The following is a 19,683-nucleotide window of genomic DNA, read 5'->3' as shown; positions in this document are numbered from 1 at the left end:
CATCTACGAGATGGCATCGGATCGCCCCACCGCCGAACCGCTGCTCCGAAAGTGGGTCTCTTGGGCACGACGGTGTCGGCTGACGCCCTTCAAGAAGCTCGGTGCCACCATCCGCGACCACCTCACCGGCATCCTGCGGCATTTCGACACCGGCCTGTCCAACGGCCAGGTCGAGGCCTTCAACGCCCAGATCCAGGCCGCCAAGGCCCGCGCCAAGGGCTATCGCACTGACGCCAACCTGATCGCCATCAGCTACCTGCTGTGCGCCAAGCTCAGGCATCTACCCCGTCACCCTTGGCTCCATGCTCCCCATCAGACATGAACCGTTTCCACTGGAATCGCGATTGAGCCCCTGATGCCCGTTGCGTTCCAGCAACTGGATCATCACCGCGGCTTCGGTCGGCGAATCCTCGATCAGCAGAATGCGTGCCATGTAAGCCTTACCCCCCGGTCAGGCATTGACGTAAGTACGGATGGCCCCGAGCAGCTCCTCGCGCGTGAACGGCTTGGTCAGGTACTGCTCGGAGCCCACGATACGGCCTCGCGCCTTGTCGAACAATCCGTCTTTCGACGAAAGCATGATGACCGGCACATTCTTGAAACTTTGGTTGTTCTTGATCAGCGCGCAGGTCTGATAGCCGTCCAGCCGCGGCATCATGATGTCGACGAAGATGATCTGCGGCTTGTGGTCGGCGATCTTGGCCAGCGCCTCGAAGCCATCGGAGGCGGTCACCACGTCGCAGCCCTCGCGCGCAAGCAACGTCTCCGCCGTCCGGCGGATCGTTCGGGAATCGTCGATCACCATCACCCTCAACCCCTTGAGGGTGACGTCTGTATTGTCCTGCTGCGCCATGGAATCCCCTTGCGCGTTGATCTGACCTCGCGCCACCGGCGCGCTCTGGCATCTTTATCCAAGTCTGCGCGGGCGCTGTCAAGCCAAACCTGACACTGCCCACCTGTTACCATCCCGGCTCCCCCGCCTGCGAGGCTGTCATGCCGCACTTCGCCCCGCTCGACGTGGTGGTCGTGATGGATCCGATCAGCACCATCAAGATCGCCAAGGACACCACCTTCGCCCTGCTGCTGGAAGCCCAGCGCCGCGGCCATCGGCTGCATTACGTGCGCCCCGGCGGACTTGCCATCCAGGACGGGCGCGCTTGCGCCACCGTCGCGCCGCTGCAGGTGCGCGACGTGGCAGGCGATCACTACACCCTGGGCGACTGGAGCACGTTGTCGTTCGGCTCCGGCCAGGTGGTGCTGATGCGCACCGATCCCCCGGTGGATGCCGATTACCTGCACGACACCCAGATCCTGAGCCTGGCGCAGGCCCAGGGCGCACGGGTGGTGAACGACCCGCAAGGCCTGCGCGATTTCAACGAGAAACTGGCGGCACTGCTGTTTCCGCAGTGCTGTCCACCGACCCTGGTCAGCCGCGATGCCGCCGCGCTCAAAGCCTTCGTGGCGGCCCACGGCGAGGCGGTACTGAAACCGCTGGACGGCATGGGCGGGCGCTCGATCTTCCGCGCCCGCGCCGGCGAAGCAAACCTGAACGTGATTCTGGAGACGCTGACCGCCGGCGGCCGCCACCTGGCCCTGGCCCAGCGCTACCTGCCGGAGATCGCAGACGGCGACAAGCGCATCCTGCTGATCGATGGCGAGCCGGTTGAGTACTGCCTGGCGCGGATCCCGCAGGGCGACGAATTCCGCGGCAATCTGGCCGCCGGCGGTCGCGGCGAAGGCCGCCCGCTGACCCCGCGTGACCGCTGGATCGCCGCGCAAGTGGGCCCGGAGATGCGGCGGCGCGGCATGCTGCTGGTCGGGCTGGACGTGATCGGCGACTATCTGACCGAAGTCAACGTCACCAGCCCCACCTGCATCCGCGAGCTGGACGCCCAGTTCGGCCTGAATATCGCCGGGCGTCTGTTCGAACGCATCGAGCAACTTGCCTTCCCGCAATGACCTCCGCCTCTGCCGCCACTCACCCGCCGGTTGCCCGCATCGGCGAGGCCGAGCGGCTGCGCGCGACCCTGGTGCTGTCGCTGCTGGTGCATGCCCTGGTCATCCTGGGTGTTGGCTTCGTGGTGGAAGACGACGCCCCGCTGGTGCCGACCCTGGACGTGATCCAGACCCGAGTGCAGACCCCGCTCACGCCCGTCCAGGCCGATTTTCTGGCCCAGGCCAACAACCAGGGCGGTGGCGAACACGACCGCAGCAGCCGCCCCGGCGCCACCGCCTCCGGGCCGCTGTTACAGGCGCAGGACGGGCCGGCACCGCACCCCCTGCAACGACAGGCACCCGCCCCACACCCGCCAGCGCAGACGCCGGTGGTGACATCGACGCAAGGCGAGCCGCCGCTGCCAACCCCCCGCCCGCACCCGCACGCAACGCCAGAGCCGTTACCACTGGATCGGGCCAAGGTGGAACGCGACATGGAAATGGCTCGACTGGCGGCAGAGATTCAGCTCCGCTCGACCGAGTACGCCAAACGGCCCAAGCGCAAGTTCGTCTCTGCCAGCACCCGCGAGTACGCTTGGGCGGAGTACCTGCGCCGCTGGGTGGATCGGGTGGAGCGGGTGGGCAATCTCAACTATCCGGACGAGGCCCGCCGGCGTCACATCGGCGGGGTGGTGGTGATCAGCGTCGGGGTGCGCCGGGATGGCAGCGTGGAAAGCATCCGCATCGTCCGCTCCAGCCACATTCCGATGCTGGACGCCGCCGCCGAACGCATCGTCAAGCTGGCCGAACCGTTCCCGCCACTGCCCAAGACCGCCGAAGACCCGGACATTCTGCACGTCACCCGCACCTGGCAATTCCTGCCGGGCGGAACACTGGTGGATCAATGAAGAACCCCGCAACACGTCGCGCCGGGACGTGTCAGCCTGGCTCAGCGCCGGTACATGCAATCTACCAGGGCGTCTTCGTGCTTGATGAGCGCGTCCAGTGCCTTTTCCCAGGGCATGCCAGACTGCAGCAACGGGCGAAACCCTTCTTCCTCGGAGCGGGCCAGTTCCAGGCCGCTGTCGGTGAGCTGGAACGAATCCTCGCCCACCTCCAGCCGCAGCCGGCTGCGCAGCGTCTGGTTGGCGAAACTGGCGCGGAACCCTGACAGCAATTGCGCCTCGATGCGGCCCTGCACCGGATCCGCCGCCACATCGCTGGCGCCGTCCAATCCGGCCAGGCAGCCCTGGGCTTTGGCCAGCAGCGCATCCGGGCTACCCGGCACCACGTAGCGGGTGCCTTCCACCCGCTCGATCGGGCCGCCCTCTTGGTCACCGACCACGACCGTGCGCCCCTTGTACATGACGTCCCCGGCCCACACCGCACCGGTGGTCACGACCGCCACCATGCCGAGCAGACATGCACTCCTCATGCGTCCCCCTTTTGTAAGCGCAACCAGATGCGATGAATCCTGCAAGATGCAGGCCATTGCATCTGATCCAATACCATTCGGGAGCGCATTGATCAACCGCGCCGGGCCTGCTGCTGGGCCAGGGTGAGCGCCACGTCGTTGCGCAGATAGGCCGGCTCCAGCCGTTCCGGGGCGATCCCCTCGCCGCGCGCCAGCGCCGGTGCCGCCAGTCGGGCGACATCGGCGGCATGCGGCAAGGCGGCGGCATCCACCTGGCGCAGACGGCCTGCCCAGCGTTGCACGAGGACGCCCTGGCCGGCCGCAAAGCCGGTACCCAGCGCCACCCAACTGCCATCCCCCGCTGGCAGCTGTGCCTGCGCCGGTGGCAATACGACCTCAGGTGCGAGTGGCACCAGCCCGTCAGAATCCGCCGCAAACGCGCCCAGATAGACCTCGCCCATGCGGGCGTCGATGGCAGCCAGCCGACGCGGCCCATCGCCCTGCCAGGCTAATGCTGCCAGGGTGGACACCGGTAGTAGCGGCAGATCCAGTGCCAGCGCGATGCCTTGGGCGATCGACGCGGCCAACCGCACCCCGGTAAAGGCGCCCGGCCCACGCCCGAGCGCGATGGCATCCAGCTGACGCCGGGTGATCCCGGCCTCGGCCAGCAGCGCATCCGCCCAGGGCAGCACCAGCCCGGCATGCTGACGCGGCGCCACCGCGAACGTCTCGCGGATTGCACCATCGACATACAAAGCCACCGAGCAGGCCTCGGTGGCGGTTTCCAGCGCCAGCAGTTTCATGGGTCGGGATTATCGGCGAAGAACGCCCGCACCTGTTCCAGTGCGCGGGTTTTCGGCAGCGGCGGCAACGAATCCAGGAAGATCCGCCCATAGGCCCGGCTGAGCAGGCGCGGATCGCACAGCACCAGCACCCCGCGGTCACTTTCGGTGCGAATCAACCGACCAACCCCCTGCTTGAGCGCGATCACCGCCTGCGGGATCTGTTCGTCGAAAAATGGTCGCCCGCCAGCGCGCCGCACTGCCTCCAGCCGCGCCTGCAAGACCGGATCATCCGGCGCGGCAAACGGCAGTTTGTCGATCACCACCACGCTCAGCGCTTCGCCCGCCACGTCCACGCCTTCACGGAAGCTGGCAGTCCCCAGCAGGACGCCGTTGCCGGAGGCACGGAAGCGCTCCAGCAGCTCATGCCGCGGTGCGCTGCCCTGCACGAACAGCGGCCACGGCCCGCCGGCCAGCGCCTCGGCCGCCTCGCGCAGGGCCCGATGCGAGGCAAACAGCAAAAACGCGCGGCCACCGGAGGCCTCCAGCACCGGCCGCACCGCCGCCAGCACGGCCTGGCCGTAGTCGCGCGCGGCCGGGGCCGGCAGCCCCGGTGGCAGGTAGCACAGCGCCTGCCGCGCCCAGTCGAACGGGCTGGCCTCGATCAGCTCCTCGGCGGTCTCGATGCCCAGCCGCTGGCGGATGTGATCGAAGTGCCCGTCCACCGCCAATGTCGCCGAGGTGAACACCCAGGCGGCGTGCGACTGCTCGCGGTGTGCCCGCAAGGGCCCGGCGACATCGAGCGGGGTGCGCTGCAGGCGGAACCCGCGTGGCGACAGCTCATACCAACGCACCGCCTGATCGACACCGCCTGCATCAGACGCCTCCTCCCCCGCCCCAGCCAGCCCTTGCCAACGCAGCAGGACGGCGTGCTGCTGGCGGGCACGGGCATGGCAGGCATCGAGCCCGGCGGCGGCCTCGGCCAGCGGTTGCAAGGCGTCTGCCAGCGCCTTTAGGGCTGCCTCCAGCGCGGCCAGACCTGCAGCCACTGCCGGCAGGGCCAGCGCCTGTCCGACCGTGCCGCGTACTGGCAGCCCCTCCATCGCCTCACGCAGGGCCCGGGTGGCGGCATCCAGCTGGCGCGCCGGTGCCTGCACGGCCGCCAGCGTCCCCGGCACGTTCGCGCATTCGGCGACCGCGTCCCGGGCCAGTTCGACCAGCGCACGTGCGCCCAAGCCTTCGCCGAAGAACTGAGACGCCAACTCGGGCAACTGGTGCGCCTCGTCGATGATGAACGCCTGCGCCCCCGGCAGGATTTCGCCGAAGCCTTCCTGACGCAGCGCCAGATCGGCCAGCAGCAGATGATGATTGACCACCACCAGATCGGCGGCCTGCGCCCGCTGGCGCGCCTGCACCACGAAGCAGTCCTCCCAGAACGGGCACTCACCGCCGAGGCAGTTGTCGACAGTGGAGGTGACCAGCGGCAGGATCGGCGAATCCTCCGGCAGGCCGTCCAGCTCGGCCAGATCACCGCTGCGGGTACGCCCGCTCCAGGCCACCACACGCTGGAACTGCGCCACCTGCTCGCGGCTGGTCAGGCGCGGCTCGCCCTTGGCCTGCTCCAGCCGGTAGCGACACAGGTAGTTGGCGCGCCCTTTGAGCAACGCGGTCTTCAGGCCGACGCCCAGCGCCTGCCGCACCCGCGGCAGATCGCGCTGATACAGCTGATCCTGCAGGGCCCGGGTACCGGTGGAGATGATGGTCTTGCGCCCGGACAGCAGTGCCGGCACCAGATACGCAAAGGTTTTGCCCGTGCCGGTGCCGGCTTCGGCCAGCAGCACCGAGCGCGCTTCCAGCGCCTCAGCCACCGCTGCGGCCAACCGTTGCTGCGCCGGCCGCGGCCGGAACCCGGGCAATGCATCGGCCAGGGCGGCCTGCGGCCCCAACGCTGCAACGGCTGCGTGGGCCAGTGACGACGACGTGGCAGTCACGGCAGTGGCCGGGTCGGGGCCGGTGGGGGCGGCGGCGCTGCCGGTGCCGGCACAGCTTTACCCGAATCATCGCCGCCGAAGAAGCGGCGAATCGCCTCCCCGGCCCGCTGCAGCAACCCGCCCTCTTCGACTGGCGGCACCGGATTGCCGAACTCGTCCAACACTGCCGGCGGGCTGGGACACGGCTGATACGCAGGTGCATAGCCCGCCACGAACGGGAAGCGACGCGCGCCGGGGCACTCGGGATCGGTGCTCAGCCCGTCCAGCACCCAACGCCACTCGATCCCGGCATCGGATAGCCGCAATGGCGCGCTGGGCAGGCGCCGGAATGTGTCCGCCCAGACCCGCATGCCACCGGTCGCGCCGTACAACCCGGTCGGCAGGTTCTGGTCGTTGCCCACCCAGACCACCAGCAGGTGATCGCCGGTGTAACCCGCAAACCAACTGTCCCGGCTGTCATTGCTGGTGCCGGTCTTGCCGGCTGGCGACAGGCCACCCAACCCCTGCGCCAGCAAGGCACGGGCGGTGCCGCTGGTGACCACGGCCTGCAGGGCGTGACCGGTCAGGCGTGCCGCCACCGCATCTCCTGGCTGTGCCGGCGGGGCCGGTTTGTCGTAGCGCTTGAGCGGACGCCCCTTGGCATCCAGTACCCCTCGCACCGCATGTAGGGGCTGAACCTGCCCCTCGGCGGCGAGGAACTGATAAAGCTGGGCCATCGCATACGGGCTCTGGTCAATCGCCCCGAGCAGCAGCGACGGCTGCGGTTCGGCCTCGATCCCGGCCAGCGTGTGCAGCAGCCCGGCCAGTCGCGGCAGCCCCACCTGCATGCCCAGCCGCACGGTGGCCTGGTTGTAGCTTTGCGCAAGCGCGTCCAGCAGGGTGACCTCACCATGGCTGCGCCCGTCGGAGTTGCTTGGGGTCCATTGCCGGCCACCGCCCAGCCCGACGGTCACCGGGGCATCGCTGATCGTGCTGGCCAGCGACCAACGCTCGGGCTGCGCCAGCGCCAGCAGATAGACGAATGGCTTGAGCAGCGAGCCCACCGGCCGGCGGGCATCGATGGCGCGGTTGAAACCCGGCTCGGTGTAATCACGACTGCCGACCACCGCCAGCACGTCGCCATTGTGGGCATCGGTCATCACCAGCCCGACCTGAAGCGGCGGCCGATTGCGGGTTTGCAGGGCATCGAGCGTGCCCGCCACCGCCTGCTCCGCCGCCCGTTGCGCCGACGGCGCCATGCCGGTCATCACGGTCAGGCCGGCCCCGGAGATGGAATCGGCCGGATAGTCGCGCGCCAGCTGCTTGCGCACCAGATCCACATAGGCCGGATAGCGGTTGGCGGCGAGGTTGCCGGCGCTGGCCGTCACCCCCAGCGGTGCCTGCCGGGCGCGCTGGTACTCGGCTGCGCTGATCAGCCCGGTCTGCCACATCTGTTCCAGCACGACGTTGCGCCGCTGCAGGGCGCGCTCGGGGTTGCGCCGCGGGTTGTACCAGGACGGCCCCTTGACCATGCCGATCAACAGGGCGATCTGCTCGGTGGACAGATCCTTGAGATCGCGCCCGAACCAGAACTCGGCAGCGGCGGCCACGCCACGGATCGACTGCGCCCCACGCTGTCCGAGATCGACCTGATTGAGGTAGGCCTCCAGGATGGTGCGCTTGTCGTAGTGCGCCTCCAGCAGCAAGGCGAACAGAATCTCCTTGAACTTGCGGCTGAAGGTCTGTTCCTTGCCGATGCCCAGCAGGCCGCTGCGCGCCAGCTGCTGGGTCAGGGTGCTGCCACCTTGGCGGGTGTCACCGGATGTGACATTGACCAGCGCCGCCCGCAGCATGCCGCTGACATCGATGCCGATGTGGTGATTGAAGTCGCGGTCTTCCACCGCCTGCAAGCCGGTGATCAAAAGCTCGGGCACTTCCTCCAGCCTCACCAGCCGACGCTCTTCCTGGCTCTGCCCGTACAGGGTGGCGATCCGCGCCGGGTCCAGGCGGGCGCTGCGCAGGGCGTGCCCGCTGCTCAGATCGCGCAAGGCAACCACCTGTCCGCCGGAAAGCACCGCCTCGATGCGCGACGGCGGCACCCGCCCGTCCACGTCGGCATAGCCCCGGCTGGCGATCCGCCAACGCTCGCCCACGTGGACATAACCGCCTGGGCGCAGGCTGGGATCGGGACGGTAGGCAGCGGCGTTGAGCTCGTACTGCAGGGTCGGCGCATCCAGCGCCATGCCCGGCCGTAGCACCAGCGGGCGCGCATAGACGCGGGTTGGAACCTGCCAGCGCAGCTTGCCAAAGCGCTCGGTGACCTGATGGTCGAGGTAGATCAGATACGGGATCAAGAACCCCAGCAGCAGCGCCAGCGCCACCAGTGCAGCACGCAGCAGCACCCGCCAGGCACCGCCTTGCCCGCTGCCCTCGCCGCCATCGTCGTCGTGGAGGTCGTCGGCTTCGTCGTCTTGGATGCGTGGCATGGACAGTTGGAAAGATCGCCGGATGCGACAATGAACGTTGGTTCTGCAGTCTACCCCAGCCGCCGCGATCGGCAGTGACCTGGTGCGGCGGTGTCTCCCGGAGTTGCCGCATGCGTTTGCCCACCGAGGCGCATTTCCAGCTGCTGCGCACGCTCGGGCTGGCCCGGCGCGGCTGGCTCAGCCTGCGCACGCGCGGGCTTGCCGGCACCTGGCAGCGCCTGCGCCAGCATCTGCAGGGCAGCCCACTGCCGATGCCAAGCGTCTGGCTGCCGCCGCCTGCGCCATTTGCGCCGTTCTCCCTGCCAACCTCGGAGCATCCGCGCGCAGGGCCGGGCACACCTGCTGCGACATTTCTCGGTGGACGCGGCCAGACCGACCCTCCGTCGTCTGCTGCTGGACTGAAAGACAAATCCAGGCCGGAAGCCCACATGAGGCCCGACACATGTCCGGGCGGCTTACTTCAGCGCTTGCGGCAGCCGCTGCAGCCGTTGCGCCAGAGCGTCGATCCCGGGCACGTCGGCATCCGCCTGCCGGGCCCGTTCCAGCGCCTGCCGGGCGCCCGCCACATCGCCGCCGCGCAAGCGTTCATCACCGATTTCCAGCCAGCGCGCTGCCAGCCGGCGCCGGGCCGACACCAGCGCCGGGTCGGTAGGCGCCAGCTGCTGCCAGAGATCCAGACACACCCGCGCCCGGCCCAAGTCGTTGTCGCGCAGGGCTTCGGCATGACAGGTCTTGGCCTGTGTCTGCAGCCGTTGCGCCGCTGCGCGAACCTCGGCCGCCGCCGGCGCCAGCGCGCGCGCCTGCTGGAGCAGGTCCCAGGCGCTGCGGCCGGGTGGCGTCAACCAGTGCCCACGCGCCTGCGCCTGCGCCGCATCCCGCAACAGCCGGTGCAACCGGGCCCGGGCCGCCGGGCTCAATGCCGCCGGGGTTGGCGGCCGCTGGGTGGCCAGCGCCTGCCGTAACGGCTGCAGACGATCCTCCGCCACCCCGACCTCGGCCGCCAGGGCCAGCCAGTGTTCGGCCATCTGCCGGCGCCCTTGGGCAATCGCCTGCCGGCTGGCGTGCAGCAGGGCTTGCTCGAGCGCATGGGTACATGGCTCCGGCAGCGGCGCCGGCAATGCTGCGCGCAACCCAGCGCAATGACGCGCCGCCACCGCCAGCCGATCACGGGCCAGCTGCGTGCGCGCCTGCTCCAGCCGGCGTTCGACCGCACGCGAAAACTGCGCATGCAGTGCTGGCAGTGCAGCAAAGCCTGGGTCGAACCGTTCGGCCCGGCGGATCAGCGCCGCCACCTCGGCCAGATCGCCGCGCGCCAGCGCCGCCGGTGCCGGGCGCAACAGCTCGGTCAGTGCGTCCTCGCGTCCCTCCAGGGCATGCTGGCTGCGCGGATCCCGCTCGAGCACCTGCGCGTACAGCGGCAGGGCCGCCTCCGGGCCATCGTCCAGATGCCCTGCGGCCAGGGCCTGGGCGGCACGCGCCAGCAGCGTGCGCAGCGATTCTGACTGCTGCATGGCCTGCAGCCGCGCCTGCAACGGGTTCAGCGCCAGCGCTGGTGCCTGCAATGCCCGCGCCAACTGCAACGCCGCCTCGGCCGCGTTGACGTCGCCGGCGTCGAGCCGGTTGCGGGCACGCGCCAGCGCCGCCTGCGCCACCCGATCCAGCCCCTCGCGCGCCGCCAGCTGATCCGGCTGCAGGGCCAGGGCCGCCTCAAACAGCGCTCGCGCACGCTCCAGCTGCCCGTCCTGCAACGCCTGCTCGCCGCGCTGGCGCAGGGCCTCATAGCGCGGGTCCGGCCACAACCAGCGGCCCAATGGCTCACGCAGGATCACCAGCAGGGCCAGGATCAGGGCAATCCCGGCCAGCCCAAGCCAGGCCCGGCGCGCCCGGGCTGGCAGGCGCCGCCAGCGGTCGCGCCAGCCTGACAGCCTCGTACCCGGCAACGGCCTGCTCATGCCCGGCGTGCCGACTCCACACCAGGCAGCGACTCCAGCCGCGCCAGCAGCAAGCCAAACTGCTCGAAATCCGCCACCCGCACCTGCCCGCGGATCCGCACCCGGCCGCTACCCTGCCTGACCGGCTCGGTGTTGAGCGCAATCAGATGCACCCCGAGCTGGGCCAGCAGGGTGGTGATGTCCTTCAGCAGCCACTTGCGGTCCACCGCCTCGATCAGCAGCGCCACATCCTGCGCGACGTGCGCACGCCCCCATTCGACCGGCAGCACCCGGGCCGGCTCGCGCCCGGCCAGCCGAAGAAATGCCGGGCAGTCCGGACGGTGCACGCTGACCCCGCGTGTGCGGGTGAGATAGCCGACGATCGGCTCACCCGGCAGCGGCTGACAACAGCGGGCCAACTGCACCAGCAGGTTGTCCACGCCTTGCACGGTGACCACCCCGGCCCCGGTCGCAGGTGGCGCCGCCGGTCGTGGCGGTGGCGCCGCAACAGCCGGTTCGGCTGGCGGTGCCGGTGGCCGTTCCAGATCCTGCAGGGCACGCCCGACCTGCGCCGGAGTGACATCGCCCAACGCCACCGCCACCAGCAGGTCATCGACGGTCTGGACGTTGAACTTGGGCAGCACCGGGGTCAGATCGGCGTGCAACAGCCCCAGGCGGCGCAGGTCGCGCTCCAGCAGGGCGCGGCCTTCCTGCAGGTTGTGGGCGCGGTCGAGCTTGTTGAACCAGGCCCGCACCTTCTCGCGCGAGCGGCTGCTGGCCAGGAACCCGGCGGATGGCAACAACCAGTCGCGGCGCGGTTCGGCGGTCTTGCCGGTGAGGATCTCCACCCGTTCGCCGGTCTTGAGCACATGGGTCAGCGGCACGATCCGGCCGTCCACCTTGGCGCCCCGGCAACGGTGCCCGACAATGGTGTGGATGGCATAGGCGAAATCGAGCACGGTGGCTCCCTGCGGCAGATCCACCACCTCGCCCTTGGGGGTCAGCGCATAGACCCGGTCTTCGGTCAGCTCGCTGTCCAGGCCTTGGAGCGGGCTGGACTCGCCTTCGCCAGCCGCCTCGGCGGCCTGCTCCAGCAGCTTGCGCATCCAGGCGATACGCCGATCCATTGCCGCACCGCCGCCCTGGCCGCCTTCCTTGTAGCGCCAGTGCGCGGCCACGCCCAGCTCCGACTGGGCGTGCATCTCGCGGGTGCGGATCTGCACCTCCAGGGTCTTGCCCTGCGGCCCGATCACGGCCGTGTGCAGTGAGCGGTAACCGTTCGGCTTGGGCCGGGCGATGTAGTCGTCGAACTCACTGGGGATCGGCACCCACAAGGCATGCACCAGCCCCAGCACCGCGTAGCAGGCCGGAATGTCCTCGACCAGCACGCGTACCGCGCGCAGGTCGTACAACTCCTCGATCGGCAGCCCCTTGCGCTGCATCTTCCGCCAGATGCTGTAGATGTGCTTGGGCCGCCCGGCGACATCGGCGTGGATGCCATGCCCGGCCAGCGCCTGCCGCAGCTGGGCGATGACCGCCTCGATGTAGCGTTCGCGGCCGCTGCGGTTGTCGTCCAGCGACCGGGCGATGCGCTGGTAGTCGTCCGGCTGCAGGATGCGGAACGCCAGATCCTCCAGCTCCCATTTGAGCTGCCAGATGCCCAGCCGGTTGGCCAGCGGCGCGTGAATGTCGCGGGTCATCTTCGCCAGCGCCTGCTGCTCGGCCAGCGGCAAGCGCCCGGCATCGCGCATGCGGGCCAGCTGGCGCGCCAGCACGATCAGCACCACCCGCAGGTCCCGCACCAGCGCCAGCAGCAGCCGGCGCATTCCTTCCGGATTCCGTCCGCCGCCATGATCGCGGTGCAATGCCCAGACCCGGCTGGCGGCGCGCTGGCCTTCCAGCAATACCTGCAGCCGCTCGGGCAGGACGATGCCGGCCTTCGCCACGGCGGTCTGTACGTCCACCAGCGCATCCAGCAGGGTGGCGGCCAGCACCTCGGCATCGACATTCAGCCGCCCAAGAATGGACAAGGTATCGGCCAGCACCTCCAGCCGGTCACGCAGCGGTGCGCCTGCCTGCGCCTGCTGCTGCCACAGGGTCGCCAACGGCGCCGGCAAGGCATCGGCCGGCACGCGGGACAGCACCTCGGCAGGTGTCAACGATGGAATGGCAGCACTCGACATGCGCCTACAGTAGCGAGCACGCTCGGCGCAGACCAGCGGGGGCTTGCTGCGCTCACCATCGCTCACTGGCGACGCAGCATCTCCACCCGCGCCGCCAGCCGCTTGGGCGAAATCGCGCCTTTCACGCCCAGTTCCTGCGCGAACAGCTGCACCCGCAGTTCTTCCAGTTCCCAGCGCAGGGCCTGGGCATTCGGATCGTCCGGATCGGCCTCGGCCAGCGCACGCTGGAAGGGAGCCAGCGTCAGCATTCGTTGCTGGTCACGCAAGGGATCGCGCAGGCCACGCTCGGCTCGCAGCGCCAGCGCCTTGAGATAGCGTGGGTATTCGGCCAATGCGGAGGCGGGAACGCTGCGCAGGAATCCCGGTGGCACCAACGCCTCCAGCTGGGCGCGCATGTCGTCAAGATTGGCGCGTGCCCAGCCCAGCAACGGCTGCTCCAGCCGGGCGCGCACCTCGGCCACCTGCGCCAGGATGGTTTCCGCCTGGCGCAGCCGGGTCATCGCTTCAGCGAACAGGGCCTTGCCGATGGCGTCACGGCGCTGCTCGAAGGCGTGGGCATCGCGCACCTCGGCCAAGCCCTCTGCGGTCAGTGCCGACAGCGCGCCATCGACCAGATCGGCGCGCAGATGATCGGTCTGCGCCTGCCCGTCGCGCGCCGGCGCACCCAGTGCGGCGTACAGCAAGGCCAGTTTGGGCTGAACCGGCAACTGCTTGAGGGCCTGTTTCCTGCGGTCGGCAAGCGCCAGCAGCAACAGCCGGCGCACGCCTTTGGCATGGCTGCGCTCGGCGGTCTCGCGCTGGGCATGCAGCACCAGCGCCACGCTGTCGCCGCGATCTTCCAGCGCCGGATAGGCCGGCACCCCGCCCGCGCCCGGCACCGATACCGGCACAGGCGTGTCCGGAAAGGTGGTCAACCCGCTGCGTGCCAGGCCCTGTGCAGCCTTCTGTGCGAAGGCTGCCGCCGCACGGGCGCCGAAGCGGGCGCGCAGATCGTCCAGATCGCGTGATTCGGCCAGGACCGTCTGCCCCTCGACCAGCTGCAGATTGGCCTGCAGATGCACCGGCAGGGCGGCAAGATCGAATGCAGTGGCATCGATCTCCACGCCCGTCAGGTTGTGCAGAAACCGGGCCAGGGTGCCTTCCAGGCTGTCGGCCTGGGCATCCGGATAGGCTTCGGCGAAGGCACGGGCAAACTCCGGCACGGGCACGAAGTTGCGCCGCAGCGATTTGGGCAGGCTGCGGATCAGCGCCGCCGCCTTTTCCTCGACGAACCCCGGCGCCAGCCAGGACAGCCGGGCCGGATCCAGCGCCCCGAGCAAGTGCAGCGGCACCCGGATCGTCATGCCGTCGTCCGGCTCGCCGGGCGCGAAGCGGTAACGCACCGCCAGCCGGGTATCGCCCAGCGGCAGATAGGCGGGGAAGCGTGCGGCATCGCTCTGGTCGGCCACCAGCAGGTCTTCGCGCGTCCACTCCAGGGCTGCCCGCTGCTCGGGCGTCAATGTCTTGTACCAGGCCTCCAGCGCCTGGGTGTTGTGGACGTGCGGTGGCAGCCGGTCCAGGTACCACCGCGCCTGCCAGTCCTCGTCCACCACCAGCCCGACCCGGCGCTGCTTGGCTTCTTCCTCGCGCGCCTGGGCGAGGGTGCGCAGGTTGCGGGCGAGAAAACCGCAGCGGGTGTCGATCTCGCCGGTCACCAAGGCATCGCGCACGAAAATCTCCCGGCTTTCCTCGGGGAACAGCGCGCCGTAGTGAATCGGTCGCTTGGGCGCCAGCACCAGCCCGAACAGGCTGATCTGCTCGCTGCCCACCACCCGCCCCTGCCGGCGCGACCAGTGCGGATCATGCGGTCGCCGCGCCAGCAAATGCGGCAGCTCGGCGATCACCCACTCCGGCTCGATGGCGGCATTGGTGATGGCCCAGACTTTCTCGGTATCCAGCAGGGTGGCCGACAGCACCCACGGCGGTGGCCGGCTGGCCAGTTTGGAACCAGGGAACAGCTGGAACTTACGGCCGCGCGGGCCTTCGTACAGGCCGCGGTCACTGCGGTGGCCGATCTGGGTCGGAAGGCCGGCAATCAGGGCGCGATGCAGCCGCGCATACGGGGCATGCGCCGTTTGCGCACGGGGCTTGTCATCGACTGAGGCCGTGTCAGAGCCAGCCAGCACCGTGGCCGTCTCGCACTCCCAGCCCAGTTCCTGGCATTGCAGTTTGAGCTGGCGATGCAGTTCCCACCATTCGCGCAGCCGCAAAAATCCCAGGTAGTGCCGCTCGGCCCATTTGCGCAGCTGCGACTGGGTCAGCGCCTCGTGCGCGGCGTGGTAGGCCTGCCACAGCTTGAGGATGCCAATGAACTCGGACTTGGGGTCGGCAAACACCGCATGGGCGGCATCAGCGGCGCCGCGCGCATCCGCCGGGCGCTCCCGCGGATCCTGGATCCCGAGAAAACTGGCGATCACCAGCATATCGGCCAGCACCCCGTGCGCCTGCGCCGCCACCAGCATGCGGGCCAGTTTCACGTCCACCGGCAGCTTCGCCATCACCTTGCCGATCGGCGTCAGCCGACGCTGGCCATCGATGGCCCCCAGCTCGCTCAGTTGCTGCCAGCCATCGGCGATCGCCCGTGGATCCGGGGGCTCCAGGAACGGGAAGCGGTCGATCTCGCCCAACCCCAACGCCAGCATGCGCAGGATCACCCCGGCCAGGGAGGCGCGCCGGATCTCGGGGTCGGTATACACCGGCCGCGCCGCAAACTCGGCCTCCGAATACAAGCGGATGCAGATGCCGGGCGCAGTCCGTCCGCAGCGGCCAGCCCGCTGATTGGCACTGGCCTGGCTGATCGGCTCCACGTGCAGCCGGTCCAGCTTCTGACGCGGGCTGTAGCGCTTGACCCGGGCCAGCCCAGGATCGACCACGGCATGGATGCGCGGCACCGTCAGCGAGGTTTCCGCCACGTTGGTCGCCAGCACGATCCGGCGCTGCGGGCCTGGGTGAAACACTCGATCCTGGTCACGCGCCGACAGCCGTGCATACAGCGGCAGGATCTCGACATGGCGGTAGCGGCGCTGCTCCAGCGCCCGGTGCGCATCGCGGATTTCCCGCTCACCCGGCAGAAAGACCAGCACATCGCCGCCCGCCGGCTCGCGCAACAACTCATCGCAGGCGGCCACGATCCCATCCAGCACGGTGCGTTCGCCATCGCAATCCGCCTCACCTTCCAGCGGGCGGTAACGAATCTCCACCGGATAGCCACGCCCTTCCACCTGCACCACCGGCGCATCGCCGAAATGCGCGGCGAACCGGGCGGTGTCGATGGTGGCCGAGGTGACGATCAGCTTCAGATCCGGGCGCCGCGGCAGCAGCTGCTTGAGATACCCCAGCAGAAAGTCGATGTTGAGGCTGCGCTCGTGCGCCTCGTCGATGATCAGGGTGTCGTACTTCGACAGCCAGCGGTCGGCCTGGATTTCCGCCAGCAGGATGCCGTCGGTCATGAACTTGATGGCGGTCTGCTCACCCACGGTGTCGCTGAAACGCACCTGGTAGCCCACCCCCCCGCCCAGCGGCACCTGCAACTCCTCGGCCACCCGCCGCGCCACCGCCCGCGCCGCCAGCCGCCGCGGCTGGGTACAACCGATCAGGCCAGCCGCACCGCGCCCGGCGCGCAGACACAGACGGGGCAACTGGGTGGTCTTGCCACTGCCGGTTTCGCCGGCCACCACCACGACCTGATGCGCCTGGATCAGCGCCACCAGCGCATCGGCATGGGCCGCGATCGGCAAGGCCGGATCCACCGTGCCTGCCTCCGGTAGCGTGGCCGCACGCTGCGCACGCGCATTCACCGATGCCTGTAGCGCGGTGTAGAACGCCTCACGGCGTGCAGCATCGTCGGGCCGCGCCTGCCAACGCCCCAGCAACCCCAATAACCGGCCACGATCACGGCTCAACGCGCCGTCGAGCGCACGCCGCGCCTGCCGCAACGCCTCCGGCGCACGCAACGCAGAGGCCGGATGTGACGGGTGCCGTTCGATCACCATCTTCTATCAAAGCCCAAGGAATTTGCGATTTCTATCGTTCACATGTCTGGCGTATTGTCAGGGCAATGTATCCTCGCCGCACAGCCGACCACAGAAGGAGTTCCGCCATGGGTAAGCACAAAGCAGACAAAAAAGCCGCCACGATCGCCCCGCATGCCGACGCCAGCCCGCGCATCGACATCGGCATCGCCGCCGATGACCGCCGCAAGATCGCCGAGGGGCTCAGCCACGTCCTTGCCGACGCCTTCACCCTGTACCTGAAGACCCACAACTTCCACTGGAACGTCAGCGGGCCGATGTTCAACAGCCTGCATCTGATGTTCGAAACCCAATACACCGAACAGTGGAACGCACTCGACGACATCGCCGAGCGCATCCGGGCACTGGGCTACCACGCGCCCGGCACCTATCACGCCTTCCTCCAGCTCAGCTCGATCAAGGAAGACCCTGACCTGATCGCCCCGCCGGCCTGGCATGACATGGTGGCGCAGCTGGTGGATGGCAACGAAGCCGTCTGCCGCACTGCCCGCCGGGTACTGAAGCTGGCCGACAAGGCTGGCGACGACCCCACGGTGGATCTGTTGACCCAGCGCCTGCAAACCCACGAAAAGTACGCCTGGATGCTGCGCGCGCTGCTGGAGTGAGCGCGGGCAATTACAAAAACGGCGGGCCCGAAGGCCCGCCGTGAGTGCCGCTTCACTGGCAATCGGCTGTTAGAAGCGCAGCGTCATGCTGGTGAAGAAGAAGCGGCCCGCCTGGTCATACCCGCCCGGCGAGTTGGCATTGCTGACCAGAGTATTGCCGGTGATCGGCGGTTCCTTGTCAGCAATGTTGTTCACGCCCACGGTGAGCTCGACCAACTGACCCACCTGGAAGGTCCCGGACAGGTCAAACCAGTTGTAGGACGGCAGGCGGTTGCCGCGCGCCACCACCAACTGATCCGTGGTTCCCGGGGTGCCATCGGTCTTGCGATAGTCCATCGAACCGTAATAACGCCAGCGCAGGTTCACGCTCCACCAGTCACGCGAGTAACGCATGTTGGCGATGTGGCGCCACTTCGGATTCTGGCAGGACTCGTTGATCAGCCCGTTGCAGTCGTAAGCTGCGGCATCGTTCACGCCCGGCAGCGGCTCGACCTTGTACTGCAGCGAACGGGTCCCCACCAGCGAGGCCGTGGCCCGACCACCGAACATATCCCAGCTGTAACGGGCATTCAGGTCGATCCCGCGCACCCGCAGCTTGCCAAAGTTCTGGGTCAGGTTGGTCACGTAACCCGAGGTGCTCGGGTCACTTCCAATCCACAGATCACCGGACCCCGGACGACGGTGCACCAGGCTGCACAGCGCGGCACTCCCGGTCTGGCCGCAGAGCCGCAGGATGGTGCTGGCACCGATGGTGCCAATCCGATCCTTCAGCCGGATGTCGTAGTAGTCCGCCGCGACCTCCAGATCCTTGATCGGGGTCGCCGCGAAGCCGAAGGTGTAGGTGTCGGCCTGCTCCGGCTTGAGGTTCTGGTTACCGCCAACGAACTGGTTGTACTGACCGGCCGGACTATCGGTGATATTGCCGTACTGGGCCGGTGTCACGCCGGTATTGGCGCACTGGGCCGCAGTGAACTCCGGGGTCGGCCCGGCACAGGGATCAGAACCATCCCACAACGCGATCTGTTGCAGCGAGAACAGCTCGCTGATGTTGGGGGCGCGGATGGCGCGGTTGTAACCACCGCGGATGCGGTAGTTGTCCATCATCTGCATACCAAACCCGAGCTTATAGGTATTGGTGCTGCCGGACAGCTTGTAGTCCGAATAGCGGTAACCCAGATCCAGGTTCAGGTTATTGATGACGCCATAGTCCTTCAGCAGCGGCACAGCAGACTCGAGGTACAGCTCCTTGACCTCGGTGGAACCCGACAGCGGCAGCGACGGACCACCTGAACCGGTGAAGTTCCCCGCCTGGGTGTTGGAGTCGGCAATGAAGCTGTACTGCTCCTTGCGCCATTCGGCACCTGCCACCAGCGAAACCGGTTCGCCACCGGCGCTGGGCAGACCAATGCCCAGGTTGCCGCTCACATAACCATTGATGCTGGTCAGCTTGGTGGTGGTATTGGTCATGCTGGTGCCGGCAAGCGCATCCGCTGCCGCTTTGGTCACCCCGTTGGGCACCCACACGTTGTAGGGAATGCAGCCCGCGAAGGAGCCCGGCGGGCAACCCAACAGTGCCGCCTGCACACGATCAGACAGCAGGTCGTTGATACCGGTCGTCGAGCTGTCGGTCCGGCCCAGAATCCCCGCCACGTTGTAGGACCAGACATCGTTGATGCTGCCTTCCACACCAAACACGGCGCGATAGGAGTTGTCCTTGGTATCGAAGTAGCGCGGGCCACCCTCGACGTTACGCTTGCCCACCAGCACCGTCAGCGGGCCGGTCAGACCGAGGTCCGAGCACATGGTGCCCACCAGCGGATCGTTGCAATCGAGGTTCAGCGTTTGACCGAAGAACGTGCCCGATTCGGCAATCTGGGTCGAGTTGGAGCGGTTGGTGAACATCACGTCCAGGAACGGGCGGACGTGTTCGTTGATCTCATACTTCAGCGAGGCGCCGAAGTTCACCCGGTTTTCCGGACGCTGGTAGTAATTGATTGGGGCGTAGTTATAAAACGGCCCTGTTGAATTTCAAGTGGGTTGCCGGGCATGAGGGTTGATCACTGCGAAGTCGAGCTTGCCGGCGATCAGGAAGATGACGGTTCTGATAGTGGTGAAGCGGGTGAAGCCGCGAGCGCGGCGCTTGGCGGCCTGGAACAGGCCGTTGAGCGCTTCGAGGAAGCCGTTGGTCTGGCGGGTCTGGGCCCAGGCGACGATGCCCTCGAGGTGGCGACGGACCATGGCGGCGACCTCCTTCATGGGTTCGACCTTGGAACGCATGACGCAGGTGCACCAGTGCTTGAGCATGTC

14 protein-coding genes are annotated in these 19,683 nt (G+C 68.2%); 4 read left to right on the top strand and 10 right to left on the bottom strand.

What is annotated here, in order from left to right; genetic code table 11:
* Nucleotides 1-322, top strand: a 322-nt coding sequence (locus BUA29_RS09900) for a transposase (protein ID WP_143148899.1), incomplete at its 5' end; no start/stop codon positions are given.
* Nucleotides 323-451: 129 nt separating this feature from the next.
* On the opposite strand, the gene pilG is transcribed toward BUA29_RS09900, so the two are convergent.
* Entirely contained in the window at nt 452-853 is a 402-nt protein-coding gene (pilG, locus tag BUA29_RS09890; RefSeq protein WP_072756404.1) for a twitching motility response regulator PilG, read from the bottom strand.
* A gap of 140 nt (nt 854-993) precedes the next feature.
* Between pilG and gshB the strand changes: the two genes are divergently transcribed.
* Entirely contained in the window at nt 994-1,959 is a 966-nt protein-coding gene (gene gshB, locus BUA29_RS09885) for a glutathione synthase (protein ID WP_072756403.1), read from the top strand.
* A complete protein-coding gene (locus tag BUA29_RS09880) occupies nt 1,956-2,843 on the top strand; it encodes a TonB family protein (RefSeq protein WP_072756402.1) in 888 nt (295 codons plus the stop codon). The genes gshB and BUA29_RS09880 overlap by 4 nt, the downstream gene beginning before the upstream one ends.
* Nucleotides 2,844-2,884: 41 nt before the next feature.
* Here the strand turns inward: BUA29_RS09880 and BUA29_RS09875 are convergent, their stop codons facing one another.
* The 7 genes from BUA29_RS09875 to hrpA form a co-directional block, all read right to left on the bottom strand.
* A complete protein-coding gene (locus BUA29_RS09875) occupies nt 2,885-3,370 on the bottom strand; it encodes a hypothetical protein (protein WP_143148898.1) in 486 nt (161 codons plus the stop codon).
* Between the two features lie 92 nt (nt 3,371-3,462).
* A complete protein-coding gene (gene tsaB, locus BUA29_RS09870) occupies nt 3,463-4,152 on the bottom strand; it encodes a tRNA (adenosine(37)-N6)-threonylcarbamoyltransferase complex dimerization subunit type 1 TsaB (protein WP_072756400.1) in 690 nt (229 codons plus the stop codon).
* A complete protein-coding gene (gene yoaA, locus BUA29_RS09865) occupies nt 4,149-6,122 on the bottom strand; it encodes a DNA repair helicase YoaA (RefSeq protein ID WP_072756399.1) in 1,974 nt (657 codons plus the stop codon). Before yoaA ends, tsaB begins: the two co-directional genes overlap by 4 nt.
* Nucleotides 6,119-8,587, bottom strand: a complete 2,469-nt coding sequence (gene mrcB / locus BUA29_RS09860) for a penicillin-binding protein 1B (protein WP_072756398.1) — start codon at nt 8,585-8,587, stop codon at nt 6,119-6,121. The genes yoaA and mrcB overlap by 4 nt, the downstream gene beginning before the upstream one ends.
* A 455-nt stretch (nt 8,588-9,042) precedes the next feature.
* Nucleotides 9,043-10,539, bottom strand: a complete 1,497-nt coding sequence (locus tag BUA29_RS09855) for a hypothetical protein (protein ID WP_084602434.1) — start codon at nt 10,537-10,539, stop codon at nt 9,043-9,045.
* On the bottom strand, nt 10,536-12,701 hold the full coding sequence (locus BUA29_RS09850; RefSeq protein WP_072756397.1) for a bifunctional (p)ppGpp synthetase/guanosine-3',5'-bis(diphosphate) 3'-pyrophosphohydrolase: 2,166 nt from the start codon (nt 12,699-12,701) through the stop codon (nt 10,536-10,538). Before BUA29_RS09850 ends, BUA29_RS09855 begins: the two co-directional genes overlap by 4 nt.
* Nucleotides 12,702-12,763: 62 nt before the next feature.
* A complete protein-coding gene (hrpA, locus tag BUA29_RS09845; RefSeq protein ID WP_072756396.1) occupies nt 12,764-16,732 on the bottom strand; it encodes an ATP-dependent RNA helicase HrpA in 3,969 nt (1,322 codons plus the stop codon).
* A 107-nt stretch (nt 16,733-16,839) separates the two neighbouring features.
* On the opposite strand from hrpA, the gene BUA29_RS09840 reads away from it, so the two are divergent.
* Nucleotides 16,840-17,376 carry a Dps family protein gene (locus BUA29_RS09840; protein ID WP_072756395.1) on the top strand — a complete coding sequence of 179 codons (537 nt, stop codon included), beginning with the start codon at nt 16,840-16,842 and terminating at the stop codon, nt 17,374-17,376.
* A 69-nt stretch (nt 17,377-17,445) separates the two neighbouring features.
* Here BUA29_RS09840 and BUA29_RS09835 read toward each other — a convergent pair whose 3' ends face one another.
* Nucleotides 17,446-19,341: a TonB-dependent receptor domain-containing protein gene (locus tag BUA29_RS09835; protein ID WP_072756394.1), complete on the bottom strand. Its 1,896-nt coding sequence runs from the start codon at nt 19,339-19,341 to the stop codon at nt 17,446-17,448.
* Nucleotides 19,342-19,404: 63 nt separating this feature from the next.
* Nucleotides 19,405-19,683: transposase (locus BUA29_RS09830; RefSeq protein ID WP_143148897.1), on the bottom strand; the 279-nt coding region annotated here is incomplete at its 5' end.

Source organism: Thermomonas hydrothermalis, assembly GCF_900129205.1.
Classification (GTDB): Bacteria; Pseudomonadota; Gammaproteobacteria; order Xanthomonadales; family Xanthomonadaceae; genus Thermomonas; species Thermomonas hydrothermalis.
This window is presented reverse-complemented; position numbering and strand designations above follow the sequence as displayed.